The following is a 20789-nucleotide window of genomic DNA, read 5'->3' as shown; positions in this document are numbered from 1 at the left end:
GCGGGCGACCGTGAAGATGGGCTTCCGCTGGTTCGGCAGCCAGGACGACCCGATCCCGCCGCAGTACATCCGGCAGATCCCCGGCGTCAGCCACGTCGTCGGTGCCGTGTTCGACATCCCTGCGGGTGAGGTCTGGCCGGCCGAACGTGTCGCGGCGCTCAAGGCGGACGTCGAGGGGTCCGGGCTGTCGCTCGAGGTCGTCGAGAGCGTGAACGTCTCGGACGCGATCAAGATCGGGCTCCCGGAGCGTGATCGGCACATCGAGAACTACATCGAGACGATCCGGCACCTCTCCGCCAGTGGCATCAAGGTCATCTGCTACAACTTCATGCCCGTCTTCGACTGGATCCGGACCGACCTGCGCCAGCCCTTGCCGGATGGCTCGGCCTCGATGGCCTACGACCAGGCCATCGTGGAGGGATCGTTCGATCAGGTCGTCGCACGCGTCCAAGGGGCCGCGGACGGCTACATCCTGCCCGGCTGGGAGATCGAGCGCCTCGCCGACATCCAAGGCCTCATGGACGCCTATGCGGACGTCGACGAGACGCGGTTGCGCGCGAACTTCGCCTACTTCATCGAGGCGATCATCGACGCCTGCGAGAAGTACGACGTCCGCATGGCCGTCCACCCCGACGACCCGCCCCGCTCCCTGTTCGGGCTGCCCCGCATCGTGAAGAACGTCGAGGACATGCGCGCCATCGAAGGGTTCACCACGTCCCCGTACCACGGCTTCACGGTGTGCGCTGGGTCCCTCGGGGCGAACCCCGACAACGACGTGCCCGCCATCATGCGGGAGTTCTCCGCCAAGGGGAGGGCGCCGTTCGTGCACCTCAGGAACCTGAAGCACACCGCCCCGGGCGTCTTCCACGAGTCGGCCCACCCCACGGCCGAGGGCTCCCTCGACATGTTCGCCATCGTGCAGGCCCTGCACGAGACCGGCTTCGACGGGTACGCCCGCCCCGACCACGGGCGCGACATCTGGGGCGAGCGGGGGCGCCCCGGGTATGGGCTGTACGACCGCGCGCTGGGCATCACCTATCTGGGGGGGCTGTGGGAGGCACTGGACCGGACCCGGTCCAGTGCCTCCGCCCCCGCACCCACCACCGACTGACGGGGCGCCCGGAGCGGCGTCGGCTGAGTCGGGGCTGATCAGCGTCCCGGGTCAGCCACGCCGCGCGGGCACGGCGGCCTGCTGGGCATAGGGACGTCCGGTCTCGTAGTCGATGCCCAGCTTGTCGAGGTGGACGTGGGCGGTCTCGCGCGAGGTGGCCACCGCGACGAAGGCTGCGACGGTGATGATGGTGGCGAACACCGCGACGGGGATCCAGCCCCAGGTGCCCGTCCCGAGCAGGCCGGCGGCAATGGCCGGGGCGAAGCCGGCGACGAGCAGGCCGAACTGGTTGCCCATGGCCGAGCCCGTGTAGCGGACGGGGGCGGCGAACATCTCGGCGAAATAGACCGGCCACACGCCGTTCCAGAACGAGTAGAACACGCTCATGTTGAGGAAGGCGCCGAGGAAGGCGAGGGCCACGTTGCCGGTGGAGAGGGTCCAGAAGTAGAAGAACAGAGTGACGACCACGCCGACGTGGGCGATGTAGATGGACTTCTTGCGGCCGATGCGGTCCGACAGGGCGCCGGCCATCGGGATGGTGAGCATGGAGGCACCGACGGCGACGACCGCGATCATGAGCATGGTTTCGCGGGGGATGCCCTGCTCGACGCCGTAGCGCAGCGCGAAGACGGAGAACAGCGTCTGCATGAGGGAGAACATCATGGAGACCAGGACGCGCAGGACGTCCTTCCACTGGTGGCGCAGCACGGACGCCGCGGGCAGGGACTCCACGACATCGTCCTCCTTGGCCTCGGCGAAGACCGGGGTCTCGTCGAGGTGGGTGCGGACGAAGTACGCCACGGCCAGCACGACCACGGACAACAGGAACGGGATGCGCCAGCCCCACGTGAGCATGGCTTCCTGGGGCAGCAGGGCGACGGGGATGAAGACCAGCGACGCGAGGACGTTGCCGGACGCGTAGCCCGTCATGACGGAGCTCGTGAACAGGCCCCGGCGTCCCTCGGGGGAGTGCTCGACGGTGAGGGTGGCGGCGCCGGACGCCTCGGCTCCGGCGGTGAAGCCCTGGGCCAGGCGGAGGGTGACCAGCAGGACCGGCGCCCAGATGCCGATCTGGTCGAACGTCGGCAGCAGGCCGATCAGGGTGGAGGCGACGCCCATGATGCCGAGGGTGACCAGCAGCACCTGCTTGCGTCCGATCCGGTCGCCGAAGTGGCCCATGACGAGGCCGCCGAGCGGGCGGGCGATGTAGGCCGCGCCGAACGCCATGAAGGAGGCGACGGCGGCGATCGTCGGGTCGCCGGTGGGGAAGAACAGCTGCGGGAACACCAGCGCGGCGGCGGTGCCGAAGATGAAGAAGTCGTAGTACTCCAGCGTGGAGCCGAGGAAGGAGGCCAGGGCGGCCTTGCCCGGGGTCTTCTTGTGGCCCTCGACGGGGGTCTCGGCGTCGGCGAGGATCTGGTCGATGTCCTCGCGGAACGGGTCGCGCGTGTGGGTCTGAGTCATGGGTGAGTCCTTGGGATCAGAGTTCGAAGTCGACGGCGGCGATGACGTCGACGTTGGGCAGGGAGTAGGGCTTGATGGCCTCGTGGAGCGGGTGGGTGTCGTAGACGGCGACGGCGTCGAGGGACTCGAAGTCGGCGATGATCGCGTGGTCCCAGGAGCGGGCCGACCCGAGGACGTCCTCGCCGTGGGTGAGCTTGAGGAGGCCGGGGATGTTGCCCTCGAGTTGGTCGAGGCCTTCGATCCACTGCTGCTTGATGTCGGGGGTGAAGGTGGGCGCCCACTTGAACAGGACGACGTGGCGGATCATGGGTTCTCCTTCGTTGGAGGGTGGTGGGGGCCGGCGGGTGCCGGCCAGGGGTGTGTCCGGGTCAGAAGGTGCGTGCGGTGAGGGTGGGGGCGATCGCCTGGATCGACCCGGTGATCTCGGCCGACGTCGCCTTGAGGGCGGGGACCGTCGTGCGGACGGACTCCTCCCCGACCGGGACGACCAGGCCCAGGGCGGCGATGACCTCGCCCGCGCTGTTCGTGATCGGCACCGCCACGCCGCTGGAGGGCTCGACGATGGCGCGGGCGGCCACCGCGTAGCCCTGCTGCCGGACCTGGGACAACAGGCGCCGCAGTTCGTGCGGGTTGGTGATGGTCTTCGACGTGTACCGGGTGAGGCGGGAGTTGAGGAACCCCTCCTGCACGTCGTGGGGTGCGTGCGCCATCAGCACGTAGCCCGCCGACGAGGCGTGCGCCGGCAGCCGGGCCGCGATCTGGGTGATGTTGACCGTCGACTTCTCGGTCGTGAGGCGGTCGACGTAGAGCACCTCGTGCCGGTTCAGCACCCCGAGGTAGACGTGCTGCTGGATCGAGTCGCGCAACGCCTCCAGGTGGGGCCGGGCGGCCTCACGGAGCACGAACAGGCGTGAGCTGCGCTCGGTGAGCTCCCACAGGCGCAGCCCCAGTTGGACCTCCCGCCCCCGCCGGTCGAGCAGGCCCGTGGCCACGAGCTCGTCGACCAGGCGGTGGGCGGTGGAGGAGGGGAGGTCGGCGCGGCGGCCGAGCTCGGCCACGCTCATGGCGAGCGTGGACCCGTCGTACGCCTCGAGGATGCGCGCGACGCGCTCCACGATCGAGTCACCGCTGGGCGAGTTCGCCATCGTCTCCCCTCCTCCTGTGCCCTGCTGGTCGGTGCGGTTGCTGGTCTGCTGGTCAGGCGACCGGGACGCCGGACCGCTCGGCCGCGTGGGCGGCGATGTCGCGTCCGGTGAGGTAGCCGAACACCATCGCCGGACCGATGTTGGCCCCGTAGCCGGGGTAGCCACCGCCGAAGACGCTCACCGCGGCGGTGCCCACGGCGTAGAGACCGGGGATCGCGCTGCCGTCGGGCTTGACGACCTCGCTGCGTTCGTTGACCTTCAGGCCCGCGTAGGTGCCGAGGTCACCCATCTGGATCTTCACGGCGAAGTAGGGGCCCTGGTCGAGCGGCTCGAGGTTGGGGTTGGGCTTGTGGTCCATGTCGCCCTTGAAGTTGTGGTACTTCAGCGAGCCGCGCTTGAACTTGGGATCCTCGCCCTGGGCGGCGTGCACGTTGAACTCGTCGACGGTGCGGCGCAGGTTCGCGGCGGGGACGTCGATCTTGGCGGCGAGCTCCTCGAGCGTCGGCGCCTCGATGAGGAACTTCTCGGCGGTGAAGATCTGCTTGGGGAAGGGCCAGGGCTTGGCGTAGCCGATGCCGTACTTGCGCATGGCCTTGGCGTCGGCGACGATCCAGCCGAACGTCTTGTCGCGGTGGGCGTCGTTGTTGATCATCTCGACGCCGTAGTCGTGGTAGGACAGCGATTCGTTGGCGAACCGGACGCCGTCGCGGTCGACCGCGATGAGGCCGGGCAGGCCGAAGGCGCGCAGGTGCGGGAAGATCGCCGGCTTCTTCTTCACCAGGGTGGTGAAGGTGGTGACGGGACCCCAGGAAGCGGGCTGGTGGACCGAGTCGTCGATGAACCCGCCGAGTTTGCGGGCCATCGTGTAGGCGTCGCCGTCGTGGCCGATGGTGGGGGTGAAGTGGTCGTCGCCGTTCGGGTCGTGGGCGAAGAACTGCTTGCGCAGCTCCGGGTTGTTCGAGAAACCGCCGGAGGCCAGCACGACGCCGAGGCGGGCCTCCACCACGCCGGTGTGCTCGCCGGAGATGCGGGCGCCGGTGACCACGCCGTCGGCGTCGGTGATGAGCTCGGTGGCTTCGGTGTCGGTCCACATGCGGATGCCGGCCTTGCGGGCCGCAGCGAACATCCACGTCATGAGCGCATTGCCGTTGGTGCGGGTGTAGGCGCGCTTGTAGAGGGCGGTCTGGGCCCACGTGGTGAGGACGTTCTTGGTGGCGTAGAGGAAGTTGCCCACGCTCTGGTTGGCCTTGAGCATCTTGGCGATGTCGGGGCCGATCTCGGGCATGTAGCCGTAGACGGTGTAGGGCATCAGGTAGGGCTGGATGCGGAGGCGGTCCTCCCCGAGGATCCGGGCGTCGGCGCGCTTGAAGGTGACGGCGCGGCCCTTCTCCTTCGCACCCGGGGCGTCCATCTGGTAGTCGGGGGACATGGCGCCGTACACCATCTGGACGCCTTCGTCCTCGAAGAACTGCATGGCCTCGGGGACGGCGTCGAGGAAGACGTCCACCATCTCCTCGTTGTAGCCGTCCAGCGCGAGCGCCTTGATGTACTGCTTGGCCTCGGCGCGCGTGTCGTCCACGCCGCCCTTGTTGCCCGGGACCCAGCCCCAGCCGCCGCAGATGGCGGAGGTGCCGCCGAGGTAGCGGTCCTTCTCGATGACCAGGACCGAGTGGCCCTCCTGGGCGGCCTTGAGCGCCGTGCCGATGCCGGCGGCGCCCGAGCCGATCACCAGGACGTCGGTGTGGATGGTCTGTGACATGAGTGCGACTCCTTCGTCGGGAAGAGCTTTCGCCACCAGAGTCGGCTGAGTCCCTGCCCAACGGGAAGCTCTATCCCCGTTCATCGGAGAATACCCATTGAACGGGGTTCCTGCTTCCCATTGGGTGGGCCTTGGGTTGTCATGGGTGTCATGAACAGTGAATGGCTCGGCTTGGCCGACAAGGTGGTCGCAGTGACGGGCGGCGGGAGCGGCATCGGTGCCCAGGTGGTCCTCGACCTGGCCGCCGCCGGGGCGACGCCCGTCGCGCTGGACCTCAACGAGGAGGGCGCGGCGGCCGTGGCGGCGCGGGCTCGCGACGAGTTCGGGGTGGACGCCTCGTCCCACCGGCTGGACGTGACCGACGAGGACTCCGTGACGGCGGCGTTCGCCGCACTGGGGGAGCGGTACGGGCAGCTGCACGGCCTGGTCAATGCCGCGGGGCTGCTGCGGGCCGGCGGTCTGTCCGACCTCTCGGTCAAGGACTGGGACCTGACCCTCCGCGTCGACCTGACGGGGTGCTTCCTCACCACCCAGGCGGCGGCCCGCCTGATGGGGCCCGGGGCGTCCGTGGTGCACGTCTCGTCGATCGCGGGGTCCAACCCGCAGCCGTTCAGCGGCGCCTACAGCCCCTCGAAGGCGGGCCTCACCATGCTGAGCCGCCAGCTGGCCTTCGAGTGGGGTCCGGACGGCATCCGCTCCAACGTGGTCAGCCCCGGGCTGGTGCGGACGCCGATGAGCGAGCCGTTCTACCAGGCGCCGGGCGTCCTCGAGGCACGCGAGAACGCCGTCCCGCTCCGCCGGATCGCCAACGCCGGCGACATGGCCGACGTCACCCTGTTCCTGCTCTCGGACCGCGCGTCCTACGTCACCGGCCAGGAACTCGTCGTCGACGGTGGGTTCGGCACGTCGTTGATGTCGTTCGTCCCGCGCCCGGGCTTCAGCGACTGACACGCGACCCGTGGAGACGCCCAAGAGCCGCGATTCCGTCATCTCCCGTGTCGGGCGCATCCTGGCGGCGTTCGACCACGGGCGTTCGCGGCTGTCCCTCACCGCCCTGGCGCGGCGGACGGGGCTGCCGTTGACGACGACGCACCGGCTGGTCGCCGAGCTCGAACGCCACGGCCTGATCGAGCGCGATTCCCAGGGCAACCTGCGCCTCGGCGTCCAGCTGTGGGAACTCGCCTCGCGCGGTTCGCACGTCAGCACGCTGGGAGAGATCGCCACGCCCTTCATGCGGGACGTGCTCGAGGCGGTCGGCCAGCACACGACGTTGGCGATCCTCGACCGCGACTCGGTGCTCTACATCGAGCGCCTCTCATCGCCCAGGTCCAAGCTCGAGGCCGCCCGCATCGCCGAGCGGATGCCCATCCATGCCTCCTCCTCGGGCCTGGTGCTGCTCGCCTTCTCCGACCCCGCGCTCCAGGAGGAGATCCTCTCCGGCCCGCTGGAGAAGGAGACGCCGTACACCGAGACCGACCCGATGGTGTTGCGGCGGATGCTGGCGGAGATCCGCCGGGCGGGCTACGTCGCTCCCCCCTCGGTCGGCCGCACCGGATGGCTGGGGGTGGCCGTCCCGGTGTTCTGGGGTGACCGCAGCATCGCGGCAGCCCTCAACGCGATCGTGCCGCTGGAGGGCACCCACGCCCACGCGCACACGCAGGCCCAGACGGTGATCCCGGCCCTGCGTACGGCCGCCAGCGGTATCAGCCGCGAGCTGGCGCACCACCCCGAGGCCCGGCGTCCGCTCACCTGATCAGGGATTTTCGAGAGCAGTTCTTCCGAAGAGCGGAAGCGCGGCTGCGCGGGCCGGGGTCCGCAGGTGACTCTGGACATGCAGCGGGGCAAGGTCTCCGCTCCGGGGACGGGCCTGGCAGAGAAGCCTGGAGTGCCTGACCCGCAGCACCCTCACGACACCCGCATCGATCCCACGCACCCTTTTCGAAAGGCACCACCATGAGCCTCGACACCGTCGACGTGAAGCCGATTCCCGCCGAGACCCTCCCCTACAGCCACGAGCTCGCCTGGCCGAACGGGCTGGAGCCCTTCAAGGTCGTCGACGACGGCAGCCAGGGCGACCCCTACGCCCACTACCGGTTCATGGTGGACCACCACCCGGTCCTGCGGTGCCACACCCCCACCGGCGACGTCTACATGATCAGCCGCTACGCCGACGTCCGGAAGGCCCTGCGCACCCCGAAGGTGTTCTCCTCCCAGGTCGTCACGCCGCCCCCGCTGACGTTCGTCACGCTGCTGGACGCCCCGTACCACACCAAGATCCGCACGGTCATCGCGCCGTCCTTCACCCCCAAGGCGATCGCCCGGTTCCAGGAGGGCATCTACCAGCGCGCCGAACTGCTGCTCGACGCGTTGATCGCCAAGGGCGGCGGCGACATGGTCGACGAGTTCGCCATCCCGCTCAGCATGGCGACCATCAGCGCGCTGCTCGACGTGCCGGCCGAGGATCAGGACCTGATGAAGTTCTGGTCGGACGAGGCCTTCTCCTACTTCGGACGCCTGGCCCGCAAGGCGCCCGGCACGGGTACGGACGAGGAGAGCAGCATGAAGTTCTTCCAGTACCTGCGCGACCGCATGGAGGTGCTGTACGCCGAGGGCAACGACTCCATCGGTGGCGAGATCGCCAAGCGCTGGAAGGCCGGGGACCTCACCGACTCCGAGGCCGGCGAGCTGTGCGCCTTCGTCTTCGTGGCCGGCCACGACACGACCACGATCCTCATCGCCAACGCCTTCATGATGCTGGCCGAGCACCCCGAGCTGGTCGAGCGCCTGCGCGCCAACCCCGACCAGGTCGCCCGCTTCGTGGAGGAGACCGTCCGCTACCGCGGGACCGTGCAGCGGGCCTCGCGCATCACGACCCAGGAGGTGGAGCTCTCCGGCGTGCTGCTGCCGGCCGGGTCCGTCGTCCGCCTCATGACCGCCGCCGCCGGCCGTGACTTCGCGCAGTGGCCGGACGCCGACACCTTCGACATGGACCGTGACCCCGACGGCCACACCGGCTTCGGCGCGGGCGTCCACATGTGCGCCGGCGCACCCCTCGCCCGCATGGAGACCATTGCCGGCGTCGAGGTGGCCGTGAAGAAGCTGGCCTCGATCGTCCTCGACCCCGAGCGCCCCATCACGTGGGTGCGCGGCAACAACCTCACCAACTCCGGACCCGAGACCCTGTTCGTCACGATGGAGGTGCTCCCGTGACCACCGGGACCGTCCTCATCGTGGGTGCCGGCCACGCCGGCGTCGCCACTGCCGTGGCCCTGCGGGCCAAGGGCCACACCGGCCGCATCGTCCTCGCCGACGCCGAGGGCCGCGATCCCTACGAGCGCCCGCACCTCTCCAAGGACATGCTGAAGGTCGGCGGCTCCGACGAGCCGACGCTCCTGCGCAAGCCGGCGTTCCTCGAGGCCAAGGGCATCGAGCGCCTGTCGGGCCGCTCGGTCGTCGCCGTGGACGCCGCCGAGCAGGTCGCCCGCCTCGACGACGGCACCACCCTCGCGTGGGACGACCTGGTCATCGCGACCGGCTCGGCCACCCGTGACCTTCCGGCCCCCGGGGGCCGCCTGCCCGGGCACCACTCCCTCAAGACCGTGGCGGACGCCCTGGCCATCAAGGCCCACCTGGTGCCCGGCACCCGCGTCGTGGTCATCGGCGCCGGCTACATCGGTCTCGAGGTCGCCGCGGCCGCGGCCGCAGCGGGGTGCGAGGTCACCGTGCTCGAGTTCGCCGGACGCGTGATGAGCCGGGTCACGAGCGAGCCTGTGTCGCTGTTCTACCAGCAGCTGCACGAGGCGCACGGCGTCCGGTTCGCGTTCGGCACCGCCGTCACCGGAGTGACGGGTGCGCGCCGCGTCGAGCAGGTGCACACCGCCAACGGTGTCGTGTACGACGCCGACCTCGTGGTCGAGGGCGTGGGCGTCCGACCCAACCAGGCCCTCGCCCAAGAGGCGGGCATCACGTGCGACGACGGCATCATCGTCGATGGCGACGGCCGGACCTCGGCCCCGCACGTCTACGCCGCCGGTGACGTGACCCGCTTCCCCGCCCTGTTCGACGGCGCGAGCCAGCGACTGGAGTGCATCTCGAACGCGCTGGAGCAGGCCGACCGCGTCGCCGCCCGCATCACCGGCACCGAGCCGGCCGCCCGTGAGGTGCCGTGGTTCTGGACGATCCAGCACGGCGTCCGCCTGCAGACGGCAGGCGTCCGCCAGCCCGACGACGAAGTGGTCGTGCGGGGCGAACCCGGCACGGGCGCGTTCAGCGTCTGCTACCTGCGCGACGGACGCCTCGCCGCCGTCGACACCATCGGCGGGCTGAAGGATTTCCGTGCCGCCAAGAAACTCGTCGCCGAGCGCGCCCCCATCGACCCGGTGCTCGCCGCCGACCCGGCTGTGGCACTCGCCGAGGCCGTCCTCACCCCGGCCAACTCGGCCGCCTGATCCACCCGACACGAAGGAACCAACCATCATGAGCATCACGATCAACGCCACCGACCGCGAGGGAACCCTGCACGAGGTCCAGTGGGATTCCGACCAGAGCCTCATGGAGGCGCTGCGGGACAACGGCGAACTGCCGGTGCTGGCCTCGTGCGGCGGCACCGCCTCCTGCGCCACCTGCCACGTGTTCCTCCCCGAGTCTCTGGTCGCCGAGCTCGGCGACCGCAGCGACGACGAGCAGGAGCTGGTCGAGGAGGCGGAGGGCTACCGCCCCGCGCAATCCCGCCTGTCGTGCCAGGTGAGGTTCAACCCCTCCTACCAGGCTCTCGCAGTCGAGCTGGCTCCCGAGGAGGGCTGAACGTGAGCCTCATGCCGCACACGCCGCGGCGGCTACTCTCGGCCCCATGGTCCAAGAACATGAGCCGACGTGGCAACGACAACGCCTGACGCTGGATGACGCCCATGCCGTGGACGTCCGCCGCGCCGGGCCGGACGAGGGGCGGCCGCTCGTGCTCGTGCACGGGATCGGGGTGTCGGGGGACTACTTCCTGCCGTTCGCCCGCGTGCTCGCCCGCCAGCGGCCCGTGGTCATGCTCGACCTGCCCGGTTACGGACTGACGCCGACCCCGCCGCGCCCCCTCGACATCCCCGCGCTGGCCGCGGCCGCTCTGGAGGCGCTGGCCCGCCTCGGGGTCACCGACCGCGTCCTCGTGGGCCAGTCGATGGGCTGCCAGGTCGTCGTGGACGCCCTCGCCGCCGACCCCGGGGGAACCGCCGGCTACGTGCTCATCGGCCCGACGGTCGACCCGGACGCCCGCAACCCGCTCCGGATCGCCGCCCGGCTCGCCCTCGACATGGCCCGTGAGACGCCCGCGAACAATCTGGTGGTGCTGCAGGACTACGTACGGATGGGCCCCCTGCGCTACCTGGCCACCACCGCCCACATGCTCGCCGACCGCATCGAGGAGGGCATCGGCGCGTGCCACATGCCCGGGCTCGTCATCCGCGGCGGCCGTGACCCGATCGCGCCGGCGCGGTGGGTCAGCCACCTCGCGGCTCTGGCCCCGGACGCCGCCCTCGCCGAGGTCGACGGCGCCGCCCACAACGTCCAGCACACCCACCCCGAGGAACTGGCCCGAGCATGTGCCCCCTTCCTGTCCCGCGTCGCCGCGACCTGACGGCCTGGGCGCGCGACTACGCGTACGCCGTCCGGTGGCTGGCGGACGCCCGCCTGCTGCTCGCGCGCCCGGAGGCCTACCGGCGGGCGGCGGCGGGGCGTCCCTCGATCGTGCTCCTCCCCGGCATCTACGAGCGCTGGACCTTCCTGCGACCGGTCGCCGACCTGCTGTGGGACGCCGGCTACGACGTCCACGCCGTCGGGACGCTCCGGTACAACAGCGGCACCATCGAGGAGATGGCCCGGCGTGTGGACGCGCACCTGGGCGCCGAGGGCGTCGACCGCTGCATCCTGGTGGCCCACAGCAAGGGCGGGCTCATCGGCAAGTACCTGCTGGCGCACCACAACCGCACCACGGTGATCCGCGGGCTGGTGGCCGTCAACACGCCGTTCACCGGATCCGCGCTCGCCCGGCTGCTGCCCCTGCCGGCGCTGCGGGTGTTCCTGCCGCACTCGCCCGAGCTCGTCGAGCTCACCGCGGCGGCGCACGTCAACCGCTCGATCGTGTCGATCTACGGCACGTTCGACCCGCACATCCCCGGCGGGAGCCACCTGGAGGGTGCCCGGAACGTCCAGCTCCAGACCCGCGGCCACTTCCTCCCACTGGGCGACCCGGTCGTGCACCGCGCGATCCTCGAGGCGGTGCGGTCCCTCGACCCGACCCCGGACGCCCCTCCCGCGTAGGTCCCCGCGGGGGGCCGGCGCACAATGGTCATGTGCCGGCGATGTCACCACCCCTGCGCTCGGCGTCGGTGGTCCGCCGCCACGCCGGGGGGCGACCGGTGCTCGCGCCCGGCGACCTGCCCTACCCGAGCGACGCCGTGTTCAATGCGGGGGTGGCCCGCGTCGGCGACGACCTCGCGATGGTGTTCCGCACCGAGCACGGCTGGGACGGCGTCCGGTTCCGCTCCTGCACGCTCGGGCTGGCGCGCAGCACCGACGGCGTCCGCTGGCGGGTGGACGCCGGCGTCCGACTCGACCACACCGCACTCGGCATCCCGGACGCCACCCGCCTCTACGACCCGCGCCTCACGGTGGTGGACGGGACCCCACACCTCACGTTCGCCCTCGACACCCACCATGGCACCCGCGCGGGTGTCGCCGCGCTCGACGCGGACTGGCGGCCCGACGTGCTGGCGCTGTCGACCCCCGACAACCGCAACGTCGTCCTGTTCCCCGAACGCGTGGGCGGGCGGTACCGGCGGCTGGAGCGCCCGATGCCGGTGTACTCCCGCGGCCGCGACCGGTTCGACGTCTGGGCGTCCGCCTCGCCGGACCTGCGCTGCTGGGGGGATGCCGCCCTCGTGCTCGCGGTCGAGGACCTGCCCTTCGCCAACGACAAGGTCGGCCCCGGCGCCCCGCCGGTCCGGACGCCGCGGGGCTGGCTGGCCGTGGTGCACGCCGTCGATCGCGACGGGACCCGGGGACGCCACGGCCTCGAGGAGCGCTGGACCAAGCGGTACTGTGCCGCGGTCGTGCTCCTCGACCCCGAGGAGCCCACGCGGGTGCTGGGGCTCTCCCGGTCCCCGCTGGTCGCCCCTGAAACCACGTGGGAGACGGACCTGGGTTTCCGCACGAACGTGGTGTTCCCGACCGGCCTGGTCATCACAGACGGGGTGGCGCAGGTCTGGTACGGGGCGTCCGACACGTTCGTGTGCCTGGCCACCGCGGGCGTCGACGACCTCGAGGCGCTGTGCACCGACGCCCGCGGGGGCTGACGTGCAGGCCGGGCGGGACGGGTCAGGCCCGGGCCTCCCGCAGCCGTTCACTGAAGAGCTCGCCCAGGATCCTGCCGGCGCGACCGAGTTCCTCCTCGGTGGGCAGGCAGTAGGACAGGCGCGCCTCGTGGTGTCCTTGGCCATCGGTGTAGAACGCGGTACCGGGCACGAACGCCACGCCACGGGCCAGAGCCTCCGCCATGAGCTCCTCGGAGTCGAGTTCATCGGGGAGGGTCACCCACAGGTAGAAGCTGCCCGAGGGCCGCCGCCAGGTGACCTCCGGTGGCATGGTCGCCTCCAAGGCACCCAGGAGCGCGTCGAGCCGTCGCGAGTACATCGCCCGGGCCGCCACCAGGTGTTCCCGCCAGTCCGACCGGGTCAGGTAGGAGAGCACCTGCAGTTGGCCGAACGTGGGCGGGTTGAGGATGAACGTCTCGATCGTGTCCTTCAGCGCCTGCACGTAGGGCTCGGGCGGGATCACGTACCCGAGTCGCAGGCCCGGGCTGAAGATCTTCGAGAACGACCCCAGGTAGGCCACCTGGTCGGGGTGGGTCGCCTTGATCGCGCGGTGGGTCGCCCCGTCGAAGCCCAAGAGGCCATAGGCATTGTCCTCCAGCAGCAGGACGCCACGCTCCTCGCAGATCCGGGCGACGCGCTCACGCCGTTCCGGCGACATGACCGTGTTCCTGGGGTTCTGGAACGTCGGCATGCAGTAGTACATCTTGACCCGCTTGCCCCGGGTCGCGGCGGCGTCGATGAGCTCGGCCAGATGGTCGGGGTCGGTGCCCTCGGCGTCCGTCCTGACGTGCCTCACCTCGGCGCCGTAGCTGCACAGCGCCGACAGGCCACCCGCGTAGGCGGGCCCCTCGGCGATGACGACGTCACCGGGGTCGAGGACGACCTTGCACAGCGCCTCCAGCCCCAGCTGGCTGCCGGCGGTCACCAGCACGTGGTCGGGGTCGACCTCGATGCCCTCGAGCGCCACCAGGTCCGCGATCTGCCGCTGCAGCGCGGGCAGGCCGCAGCCGAAGGAGTACTGGAACGCGACGGCACCCTGCTCGGCGACGATGTCCCGGGCCTGCTCCGCCAACTCGGCCATCGGCAGCGACTGCACGTGCGGTGACCCGCCGGCCAGCGAGATCACGCCCGGGGCACTCGCCCGGGCGAAGATCTCGCGGACCTTCGAGGGCCGGTAGGAGGAGACCCGCGCGGCCAGCGGGGGCAGTGCCCCCACCGCTGTCACCATCCCGAGATGCCGATCGAGCGGCCGTCCTCGTCCGACTTGAGCATCACCTTGGCCAGGATCGCGCCGGCGAGCGAGATGAGCGCCAGGGCGACCGTCACGATCGACGGCAGCACCGGCGAGCCGACGTCGCCCATGACGGCGGTGGCGAAGAAGGGCATGAAGCCCGCGATGACACCGGCCAGGTTCGCCGACACCGCGAGCGCGGAGTAGTTGTAGCGCGTCGGGAACAGCCGGTTCATCACCGCACCGACGGGGCCGTAGGGCAGGCCGGCGACGCCGAGGCCGAGCATGTAGGCCAGGGTGATGATGACCGGGTCGCCGGTGTGCAGCATGGGGAAGAACGCGACCACCACGACCGCCGAGACGACCGACCCGAGCAGGAAGGCGTTGGGGGCACCGACCCGCTTGGCGATGGTGCCGATGGCCCACAGCGCGATGATCTCGATCACGGCGCCGGCCAGGATGCCGTTGAGGGCGAGCTGCGGGTTGGCCTTGACGACGTTGCGGACGTAGCTGATGCCGAAGGTGGTCATCATGAAGAAGCCCGCAACGCCGAAGAGGTACATCATGGTGGCGACGAGCACCCGTGCCCAGGCCTTCGCGACCAACTCGGCGAAGGGGACCTTCTGCACCTCGTGCTGTTCCAGCACCTTCTCGAACTCGGGGCTCTCCTTGAGGCCGACCCGCATCCACAGCGCCACGCCGATGAGCACGACGGACAGGAGGTACGGGATGCGCCAGCCCCACGTGAGGAAGTTCGGGCCGGCGAAGGTGATCATGAGCGTGACCGCGCCGGTGGACAGGATGTTGCCGACGGGCGAGCCCATCTGCACGATCGACGCGTACAGTCCCTTCTTCTCCTCGGGGGCGAACTCCAGCGCCATGAGCGTGGCACCGCCCCACTCCCCTCCAGCGGCGAGGCCCTGCGCGATGCGCAGCAGGGTGAGCATGAGGGGTGCCGTGACGCCGGCCGTGGAGAAGTCGGGCAGCAGGCCCATGAGCGTCGTGGCGATGCCCATGAGCAGCAGGGTGGCGACCAAGGTCCCCTTGCGACCGAGCCGGTCGCCGAAGTGGCCGAAGAAGATCGCACCCAGCGGGCGGGCGAGGAACCCGATGCCGAACGAGACGAACGCGCTGAGGGTGGCCGCGGTCTGGTTCGTGGACGGGAAGAACAATGGTGCGAAGACGATCGCGGCGGTCGTGCCGAACAGGAAGAAGTCGTACCACTCCAGCGAGGTGCCCAGGAACGAACTGGCCACCACGCGGCGGACGTCGGTCTCGGACGGCCTACGGGTCTGTTGGGTCGTGTTGCTCACGGCAGGAACTCCTAGCGGTGGTTGGATGGATCGGTGACCGGGGCCGTGGGCCACACGCGGCGCCCCCGGAGCCAGGTCTCCGTGACGCGCACCTCGTCGATGAGGTGCGGGTCGACGGTGAAGATGTCGCGGTCGAGGACGACGAAGTCGGCGTCCCTCCCCTCCTCGATCGTCCCGACGTTGGACGCCGTCGTGCAGGCCGCGGCGCGGCCGGTGTACAGCTCCAGCGCCTGGCCGACGGTGACGGCCTCCTTCTGGCCGATGTCGGCCCCGTTGTGAGCGCGCCTGAGGACGGCGGCCTGCACGGAGGGGAAGGGGTTGTCGGCGTCCACCCACGCGGTGGCCGGGGCGTCCGAGGCGAGGGCGGTGAAGGGTGCGCGTTCGTAGAAGCTGCGGATCGGGTAGGCGATCTCGAACTGGGCCGGGGACAGGTTCGTCTCGTAGCTGCCGTACTCGGCGAAGAGGAAGATCGTGTGGCTGACGAGGCCGAAGCGCATCCGGGCGGCCTCGACCCGGTCGAGCATCGCGGGGGAGACCAAGGTGCAGTGCTCGATGCGGATGGAGGGCCGGTCGGTGAGCCACGGCTCGTCGTCGGCGAAGGTGTCGATGACCAGGGAGATGGCGGCGTCCCCCATGGCGTGGATCGCCGCCTGCACACCGTTGCGGCGCGCCCACGCGACGGCGTCCGCCATGTCCGCCACGCTGACGGTCGGGTAGCCGTGGTCGCAGGTGCCGGGGTAGGGGTCGACGGTCCAGGCCGTCCGGTTGGAGTAGGCGCCATCGGTGATGACCTTCACCCCCGCTACGCGGACGTCGCCGGTGCGGTCATCGTCGGTCAGGTCGGGGAGCCCGTGGGTGGGGTCCCACTTCCAGAACAGGCCGACGCGCTGGGCGAAGCCGGCCTCTGCGGCCCGGCGGAACGTCTGCAGCGAGTCGGGCGTGTGGGAGGCGAGCAGGTCGTCGAGCGTCGTGAGCCCGAGGCGTCCGTAGTGTTCGCCCAGGGCGACGATGCGGCGGACCCACTCGTCGGCGTCCGGCACCGGCTTGAGCCGCGTGACCGCCTCGATGGCGGCGAACTCCTCGAGGACGCCGTTGGGGGTGCCGTCGGGGAAGCGGCCGAACCGCGCGCCGTCGGGGTCGGGGGTGTCGGCGGTGATGCCGGCCAGATCGAGCAGGAACGAGTTGCAGACGGCGGTGTGCACGTCGGCGCGGAGGCAGTACACGGGCTGGGTGGTCGAGACCTTGTCGAGGTCGTGGCGGGTGGGCGTGCCCTCGGGGTAGCCCGACTCGTTGTGGCCGAACCCCTCGACCCAGGCGTCCGGACCCTTCCCAAGGTTGGGGTGGGTGCCGAGCACTTCCAGCATCTCGGCGACGGAGCCGACGCGGGGCTGCAGCAGGACGACGCTGTCGACGAGTTCGGCCAGCATCGAGGGGTGCTGGTGCACGTCGAGCAGGCCCGGCAGGACGGTGGCGCCGCGGAGGTCCACGGAGTCGCTCTCACGCAGGTCGGCGGCGGCGCCGACCCAGGTGAAGCGCCCGTCCTGCACGGTGAACGCTTCCGCGAACTCCTGCGGACCCGTCCCCGTGAAGACCTTGGCGTTCGTGAACGACGTCATCGGGTCTCACACTCCATTGCCTGGGGAATGGGTCGAGTCTGGGCGGCGCCACGGCGCCGTGTCCAAGTCCAAAAAGGTCGACCCTTCAGCACTCCATGGCATGGCCCCTTGTCAGAGCGAAATCTCGCCCCCCAGCCTGACGGTGATCTTCACGTCCCCGCGGCCCTGCTCCGCAGCGCACCGGATGGCCTCGGCGACCTCGGAGAGCTCGTACGTCGGGCCCACGCAGTAGTCGACGCGCACCTCGTCCGCAGCGATCCGGCGCAGGGCCTCGCGGAAGGACAACAGTCCGGGCTCGGACTGCGCGGAGACCGAGAACTGCAGCCGTGCGCACCGGGAGAAGGCCTGGTGGGTGTCGATCGGTTCCACATGCGGGGTGCTGAGGCCGTACAGGCCCACCACGCCCAGCCGAGCGACCTGGTGGAGGCAGGCGTTGCGGATGGCGTTGGTGCCCACGGCGTCGACGACGAGATCGGCTCCCAGGCCACCGGTGAGGTCGTCCACGACAGCCGAGAGGTCGCCTGCGGGCACCTGGACGGTCCGCGCGCCCAGTTGTCGGGCGACCGCCAGCCGGCCGTCGTTGAGGTCGGAGCAGATGACGCGCTCGAACCCGGAACGGAAGGCCTCCTGCACGAAGAACAGTCCCGCGGAGCCCGCGCCGTGCACCACCGCGGTGCCGGTCCTGCGGGCGGGCTGCTCGGGGGACCAGAAGTTCTTCCACGCATACAGCACCGTCCCGTACTGCTGGGCCATCATGAGGTGCTTGGGGTCGACGCCCCCGGGCAGGTGCAACGCGTGGAGGTCGTCGAGCAGCTGGTACTCGGCGAAGCAGCCGCCCAGCTCGCCGCGGGGGAGGGTGAGGACGACCTCGCCCACGCGGAACCGCTCGCTCCGGGACTCGACGACCACCCCCACGCCCTCGTGACCCGGGTACCCGGGCTGGAGCGGGCCCTCGGGGTGCAGCCTCCCCTCGTAGACCGCGTGCAGGTCGGAACCGCAGATGGACGCCCACAGCATCCTGACCACGAACTCACCCGGACGTGTCGGTGCCGGATCCGGCCATTCGATGACGTCGATGCGTCCGGTCTCGGGAACGTGTGAAGCCCACATGGCACCGGAGTCTGCGGGACGGGCAGGGGTGGGGGCTAACGTGTCTCGCAAACGGGTGCGTCACGGCGCCCGAGCGACGCACCGAGGAGGCGCCGTGGAGCTTCGCGTCATCCGCTACTTCGACGCCGTCGCGCGACTCGGCTCAGCCACCGCGGCCGCAGAGGAACTCCACGTGGCCCAGACCGCGATCTCGCGCCAGCTCAAGGCGCTCGAGCGGGAGGTGGGGGTCCCGTTGTTCCTCCCCACCGCCGTCGGGACGAAACTCACGGCGGCCGGTGCCAGGTTCGCCGAGGAGGCCGCCGACCTGCTCGCCCAGGCGCGCAGGCTGCAGGACTTCGGCCGTGCGGATGTCCAGGATGCGAGCGACCTGCGGATCGGGTGCATCTCCGCGACGATGGAGCACGTCCTCGCGCGCATGATCGCCGCTGGCGAGCTCCTGTCCACCCAGGTGTCGGTGGTGCAGCAGGCGGACCTCACGCGGAGACTCGAGGAGAACGCCGTCGACGTGGCCATCACCCTCGGCCCGGCGCCGGCGCCGCTGGTGTCGATCCCGGTGCGCTGGTTGCACGTGACCGTACAGGTCCCGGAGGGTCTGGACCGGTGGGCCGATGGAGAGGCGGTGTGGGTGCGGGAACTGGTGGCGGTGCCCTTCGTCGCACTCACGAAGCGCAGCCCGAGCCGCCGACGCCTCGACGATGCTGCGGCCGCCGGCGGGATCGCGCTGACCCCGGTCGTGGAGACCGAGCAGGCCAGTGTCGCCCAGGCCATCGCCGCCCAGCGGGGTAGCGCGTGCGTGGTCACCGAGGAGAGGCCCGGGTTCGGCTTCCGCTGGCATCCCCTGCACAGCGAGGAGCTCGGCTGCCTGGGGGTGAACCTGTACGCCACCTGGGATCCGAAGCACTACCTCACGCCGGCGATCCTGCGGCTGGTGGAGACCTTCCAGGCCACGGAGGTGCGCAGCCTGGTCCGTCTCTCCAACTGTCAACCGGACCGAACGGGCTCGTGACGGGCCCAGCCGGCGAAAGAATCGTTTCCGATGGTCGATCAATGAACGGGACGCACTACGTCGCGTAGTTCTCGCGGGAAAGATGGTGGCACCACCTACCCGGGGCCGCCCACACCGGTCCCTTCGAGAAGGATCGCCATGGTCAACCTCGCCACCGCGTCGACGCCGACGCAGACGGCCCCGCCCCCGCAGGCACCCGCCGGCCGCTCCGGCCCCCCCATCTTCACGCCGCCGTCGGCGAAGGCGGTCCTCACGGTCGCGGCCCTCGTCGCCGTGGGGCTCGTGCTGTGGTTCCTGGTCCCCGTCCCCGAGTCGCTGTCGGCCTGGCAGGTCGACGGGAAGCCCACGGGAGTGAAGGCGTGGCACCTGTTCATCGTGTTCGTGCTGACGATCCTCGGCCTGATCCTGCAGCCGTTCCCGCTGTCGGTCATGGCGCTCCTGGGGCTTTCGGTGGCGGTGCTCACCGGCTCGATCACGGTGGCCCAGGGCCTGTCCGGGTTCTCCAACGCGGTGATGTGGATGATCGTGATGGCCTTCTTCGTCTCGCGGGCGATCATCAAGTCGGGCCTCGGGCGCCGCATCGCCTACTTCTTCGTCGCCAAGCTCGGCAAGAACTCCCTCGGTGTGGCCTACGGTCTCGGCCTCACCGACCTCGCGCTCGCGCCCGCCACGCCGTCGGCGATGGCTCGCGGCGGCGCGATCGTCCTGCCGATCCTGCGTGCGGTGTCGTCGACGTACGGTTCCGAGCCCCGGACCCCGACCGCCGGCCGCATCGGCAAGTTCCTCACCTTCACCGCAGCCCACTTCAACTCGGCCACCGGCGCGCTGTTCCTGACGGCCATGGCGGCGAACCCCCTGATGGTGGGCTTCGCGTCGGACTTCGGCCTGCAGATCTCCTGGGTCGACTGGTTCCTGTACGCCGCGGGCCCCGGCGTGGTGGCACTCATCGCGACGCCGCTGCTCGCGTACGTGATCTGCCCGCCCGAGGTCAAGCACACCCCAGAGGTTGCTGCGGATGCCGGCATGAAGCTGCGCGCGCTCGGCCCCATCTCGCGCCACGAGGGGATCGTGGTCGCGGTGATCGGTCTGCTGATCCTGCTGTGGACCGCCGGGGACGCCATGCTCGGCATCTCCGCGACCACCACCACGATCGTCGGTGTCGTCGTGCTGCTGCTCACCGGCGCGCTCACCCTCGACGACGTGACCGGTGAGAAATCCGCCTGGGACACGCTCATCTGGTTCGCCATCGTGCTCACGCTGGCGAACTTCCTGAACTCGTTGGGCTTCATCCCGTGGTTCTCCGGGCTCGTCGCCCAAGGGCTGGGCGGGCTCAACTGGGTTGTCGCCTTCATCGTCCTGGTGCTGGTGTACTTCTACTCCCACTACTTCTTCGCCTCGCTGACCAGCCATGTCGCCGCCATGTACGCGGCCTTCCTGGGCACGGCCGTCGCCGTCGGCGTCCCGCCCCTGCTGGCGGCCATGGTGCTCGGCTTCCTGTCGTCGTACTTCTCCACGCTGACCCACTACGGCGGGGCCGCTCCCACCCTCCTGTTCGCCCAAGGGTTCTTCACGGTCCGCGAGTGGTGGACGAAGAACTTGATCATGTCCATCCCGAACCTGCTCATCTGGGTCGGCCTGGGGTCGTTGTGGATGAAGCTGCTGGGTGCATGGTGACC

The 20789-nt window shown here is 70.4% G+C and carries 19 protein-coding genes; 11 read left to right on the top strand and 8 right to left on the bottom strand.

The features are described 5' to 3' along the window. Nucleotides 1-10: 10 nt before the first annotated feature. Complete coding sequence (locus tag AC5YDA_RS07560; protein ID WP_496189644.1) at nt 11-1111, top strand: mannonate dehydratase; 1101 nt, start codon at nt 11-13, stop codon at nt 1109-1111. Between the two features lie 51 nt (nt 1112-1162). On the opposite strand, the gene AC5YDA_RS07555 is transcribed toward AC5YDA_RS07560, so the two are convergent. The 4 genes from AC5YDA_RS07555 to chcC2 all read right to left on the bottom strand — a co-directional run bounded on the left by AC5YDA_RS07555 (nt 1163) and on the right by chcC2 (nt 5479). Further along, nucleotides 1163-2575 (bottom strand): MFS transporter, encoded by a 1413-nt coding sequence (locus AC5YDA_RS07555; RefSeq protein WP_496189645.1) that lies wholly within the window; start codon nt 2573-2575, stop codon nt 1163-1165. A 16-nt stretch (nt 2576-2591) separates the two neighbouring features. After that, nucleotides 2592-2882, bottom strand: coding sequence for a Dabb family protein (locus AC5YDA_RS07550; protein WP_496189646.1), 291 nt, complete (start codon nt 2880-2882; stop codon nt 2592-2594). A gap of 61 nt (nt 2883-2943) precedes the next feature. Further along, nucleotides 2944-3720 carry an IclR family transcriptional regulator gene (locus tag AC5YDA_RS07545; RefSeq protein ID WP_496189647.1) on the bottom strand — a complete coding sequence of 259 codons (777 nt, stop codon included), beginning with the start codon at nt 3718-3720 and terminating at the stop codon, nt 2944-2946. A 52-nt stretch (nt 3721-3772) separates the two neighbouring features. Next, nucleotides 3773-5479: a 4-oxocyclohex-2-ene-1-carboxylate 5-dehydrogenase gene (gene chcC2 / locus AC5YDA_RS07540; protein WP_496189648.1), complete on the bottom strand. Its 1707-nt coding sequence runs from the start codon at nt 5477-5479 to the stop codon at nt 3773-3775. Between the two features lie 150 nt (nt 5480-5629). On the opposite strand from chcC2, the gene AC5YDA_RS07535 reads away from it, so the two are divergent. The 8 genes from AC5YDA_RS07535 to AC5YDA_RS07500 all read left to right on the top strand — a co-directional run bounded on the left by AC5YDA_RS07535 (nt 5630) and on the right by AC5YDA_RS07500 (nt 12819). Beyond that, complete coding sequence (locus AC5YDA_RS07535; RefSeq protein WP_496189649.1) at nt 5630-6427, top strand: SDR family NAD(P)-dependent oxidoreductase; 798 nt, start codon at nt 5630-5632, stop codon at nt 6425-6427. Between the two features lie 10 nt (nt 6428-6437). Continuing rightward, nucleotides 6438-7232 carry an IclR family transcriptional regulator gene (locus AC5YDA_RS07530; RefSeq protein ID WP_496189650.1) on the top strand — a complete coding sequence of 265 codons (795 nt, stop codon included), beginning with the start codon at nt 6438-6440 and terminating at the stop codon, nt 7230-7232. Nucleotides 7233-7432: 200 nt separating this feature from the next. Next, nucleotides 7433-8689, top strand: a complete 1257-nt coding sequence (locus AC5YDA_RS07525) for a cytochrome P450 (RefSeq protein WP_496189651.1) — start codon at nt 7433-7435, stop codon at nt 8687-8689. Next, nucleotides 8686-9927, top strand: coding sequence for an NAD(P)/FAD-dependent oxidoreductase (locus AC5YDA_RS07520; RefSeq protein ID WP_496189652.1), 1242 nt, complete (start codon nt 8686-8688; stop codon nt 9925-9927). The genes AC5YDA_RS07525 and AC5YDA_RS07520 overlap by 4 nt, the downstream gene beginning before the upstream one ends. Nucleotides 9928-9955: 28 nt before the next feature. Beyond that, on the top strand, nt 9956-10282 hold the full coding sequence (locus AC5YDA_RS07515; RefSeq protein WP_496189653.1) for a 2Fe-2S iron-sulfur cluster-binding protein: 327 nt from the start codon (nt 9956-9958) through the stop codon (nt 10280-10282). Between the two features lie 46 nt (nt 10283-10328). Then, nucleotides 10329-11102: an alpha/beta fold hydrolase gene (locus AC5YDA_RS07510; protein WP_496189654.1), complete on the top strand. Its 774-nt coding sequence runs from the start codon at nt 10329-10331 to the stop codon at nt 11100-11102. Beyond that, on the top strand, nt 11066-11785 hold the full coding sequence (locus tag AC5YDA_RS07505; protein ID WP_496189655.1) for an esterase/lipase family protein: 720 nt from the start codon (nt 11066-11068) through the stop codon (nt 11783-11785). The genes AC5YDA_RS07510 and AC5YDA_RS07505 overlap by 37 nt, the downstream gene beginning before the upstream one ends. 41 nt (nt 11786-11826) lie before the next feature. Beyond that, nucleotides 11827-12819, top strand: a complete 993-nt coding sequence (locus AC5YDA_RS07500; protein WP_496189656.1) for a glycoside hydrolase family 130 protein — start codon at nt 11827-11829, stop codon at nt 12817-12819. A gap of 22 nt (nt 12820-12841) precedes the next feature. Here the strand turns inward: AC5YDA_RS07500 and AC5YDA_RS07495 are convergent, their stop codons facing one another. The 4 genes from AC5YDA_RS07495 to AC5YDA_RS07480 all read right to left on the bottom strand — a co-directional run bounded on the left by AC5YDA_RS07495 (nt 12842) and on the right by AC5YDA_RS07480 (nt 18107). Next, a complete protein-coding gene (locus tag AC5YDA_RS07495) occupies nt 12842-14053 on the bottom strand; it encodes an aminotransferase-like domain-containing protein (protein ID WP_496189657.1) in 1212 nt (403 codons plus the stop codon). A 5-nt stretch (nt 14054-14058) separates the two neighbouring features. Then, complete coding sequence (locus tag AC5YDA_RS07490) at nt 14059-15381, bottom strand: MFS transporter (RefSeq protein WP_496189658.1); 1323 nt, start codon at nt 15379-15381, stop codon at nt 14059-14061. Nucleotides 15382-15392: 11 nt separating this feature from the next. After that, nucleotides 15393-16997: an amidohydrolase gene (locus AC5YDA_RS07485; protein ID WP_496189659.1), complete on the bottom strand. Its 1605-nt coding sequence runs from the start codon at nt 16995-16997 to the stop codon at nt 15393-15395. 111 nt (nt 16998-17108) lie between these two features. Then, complete coding sequence (locus AC5YDA_RS07480; protein ID WP_496189660.1) at nt 17109-18107, bottom strand: zinc-binding dehydrogenase; 999 nt, start codon at nt 18105-18107, stop codon at nt 17109-17111. Nucleotides 18108-18201: 94 nt separating this feature from the next. On the opposite strand from AC5YDA_RS07480, the gene AC5YDA_RS07475 reads away from it, so the two are divergent. Both AC5YDA_RS07475 and AC5YDA_RS07470 read left to right on the top strand, forming a co-directional pair. Then, nucleotides 18202-19113 (top strand): LysR family transcriptional regulator, encoded by a 912-nt coding sequence (locus AC5YDA_RS07475; protein WP_496189661.1) that lies wholly within the window; start codon nt 18202-18204, stop codon nt 19111-19113. Between the two features lie 138 nt (nt 19114-19251). Continuing rightward, complete coding sequence (locus tag AC5YDA_RS07470) at nt 19252-20787, top strand: DASS family sodium-coupled anion symporter (RefSeq protein ID WP_496189662.1); 1536 nt, start codon at nt 19252-19254, stop codon at nt 20785-20787. Nucleotides 20788-20789: the final 2 nt, after the last annotated feature.

The organism is Propioniciclava sp. LT294 (assembly GCF_059516005.1).
Note: the sequence above shows the minus strand (reverse complement) of the source record. Positions and strands in the feature narration are given on the sequence as shown.

Bases quoted from the DNA above. Each gene is read 5' to 3' on its own strand.
- AC5YDA_RS07470 (WP_496189662.1), top strand. From the start codon at position 19,252: ATGGTCAACCTCGCCACCGCGTCGACGCCGACGCAGACGGCCCCGCCC.
- AC5YDA_RS07535 (WP_496189649.1), top strand. From the start codon at position 5,630: ATGAACAGTGAATGGCTCGGCTTGGCCGACAAGGTGGTCGCAGTGACG.
- chcC2 (WP_496189648.1), bottom strand. From the start codon at position 5,479: ATGTCACAGACCATCCACACCGACGTCCTGGTGATCGGCTCGGGCGCC.
- AC5YDA_RS07555 (WP_496189645.1), bottom strand. From the start codon at position 2,575: ATGACTCAGACCCACACGCGCGACCCGTTCCGCGAGGACATCGACCAG.
- AC5YDA_RS07515 (WP_496189653.1), top strand. From the start codon at position 9,956: ATGAGCATCACGATCAACGCCACCGACCGCGAGGGAACCCTGCACGAG.
- AC5YDA_RS07505 (WP_496189655.1), top strand. From the start codon at position 11,066: ATGTGCCCCCTTCCTGTCCCGCGTCGCCGCGACCTGACGGCCTGGGCG.
- AC5YDA_RS07545 (WP_496189647.1), bottom strand. From the start codon at position 3,720: ATGGCGAACTCGCCCAGCGGTGACTCGATCGTGGAGCGCGTCGCGCGC.
- AC5YDA_RS07550 (WP_496189646.1), bottom strand. From the start codon at position 2,882: ATGATCCGCCACGTCGTCCTGTTCAAGTGGGCGCCCACCTTCACCCCC.
- AC5YDA_RS07500 (WP_496189656.1), top strand. From the start codon at position 11,827: ATGTCACCACCCCTGCGCTCGGCGTCGGTGGTCCGCCGCCACGCCGGG.
- AC5YDA_RS07525 (WP_496189651.1), top strand. From the start codon at position 7,433: ATGAGCCTCGACACCGTCGACGTGAAGCCGATTCCCGCCGAGACCCTC.
- AC5YDA_RS07485 (WP_496189659.1), bottom strand. From the start codon at position 16,997: ATGACGTCGTTCACGAACGCCAAGGTCTTCACGGGGACGGGTCCGCAG.
- AC5YDA_RS07510 (WP_496189654.1), top strand. From the start codon at position 10,329: ATGGTCCAAGAACATGAGCCGACGTGGCAACGACAACGCCTGACGCTG.
- AC5YDA_RS07480 (WP_496189660.1), bottom strand. From the start codon at position 18,107: ATGTGGGCTTCACACGTTCCCGAGACCGGACGCATCGACGTCATCGAA.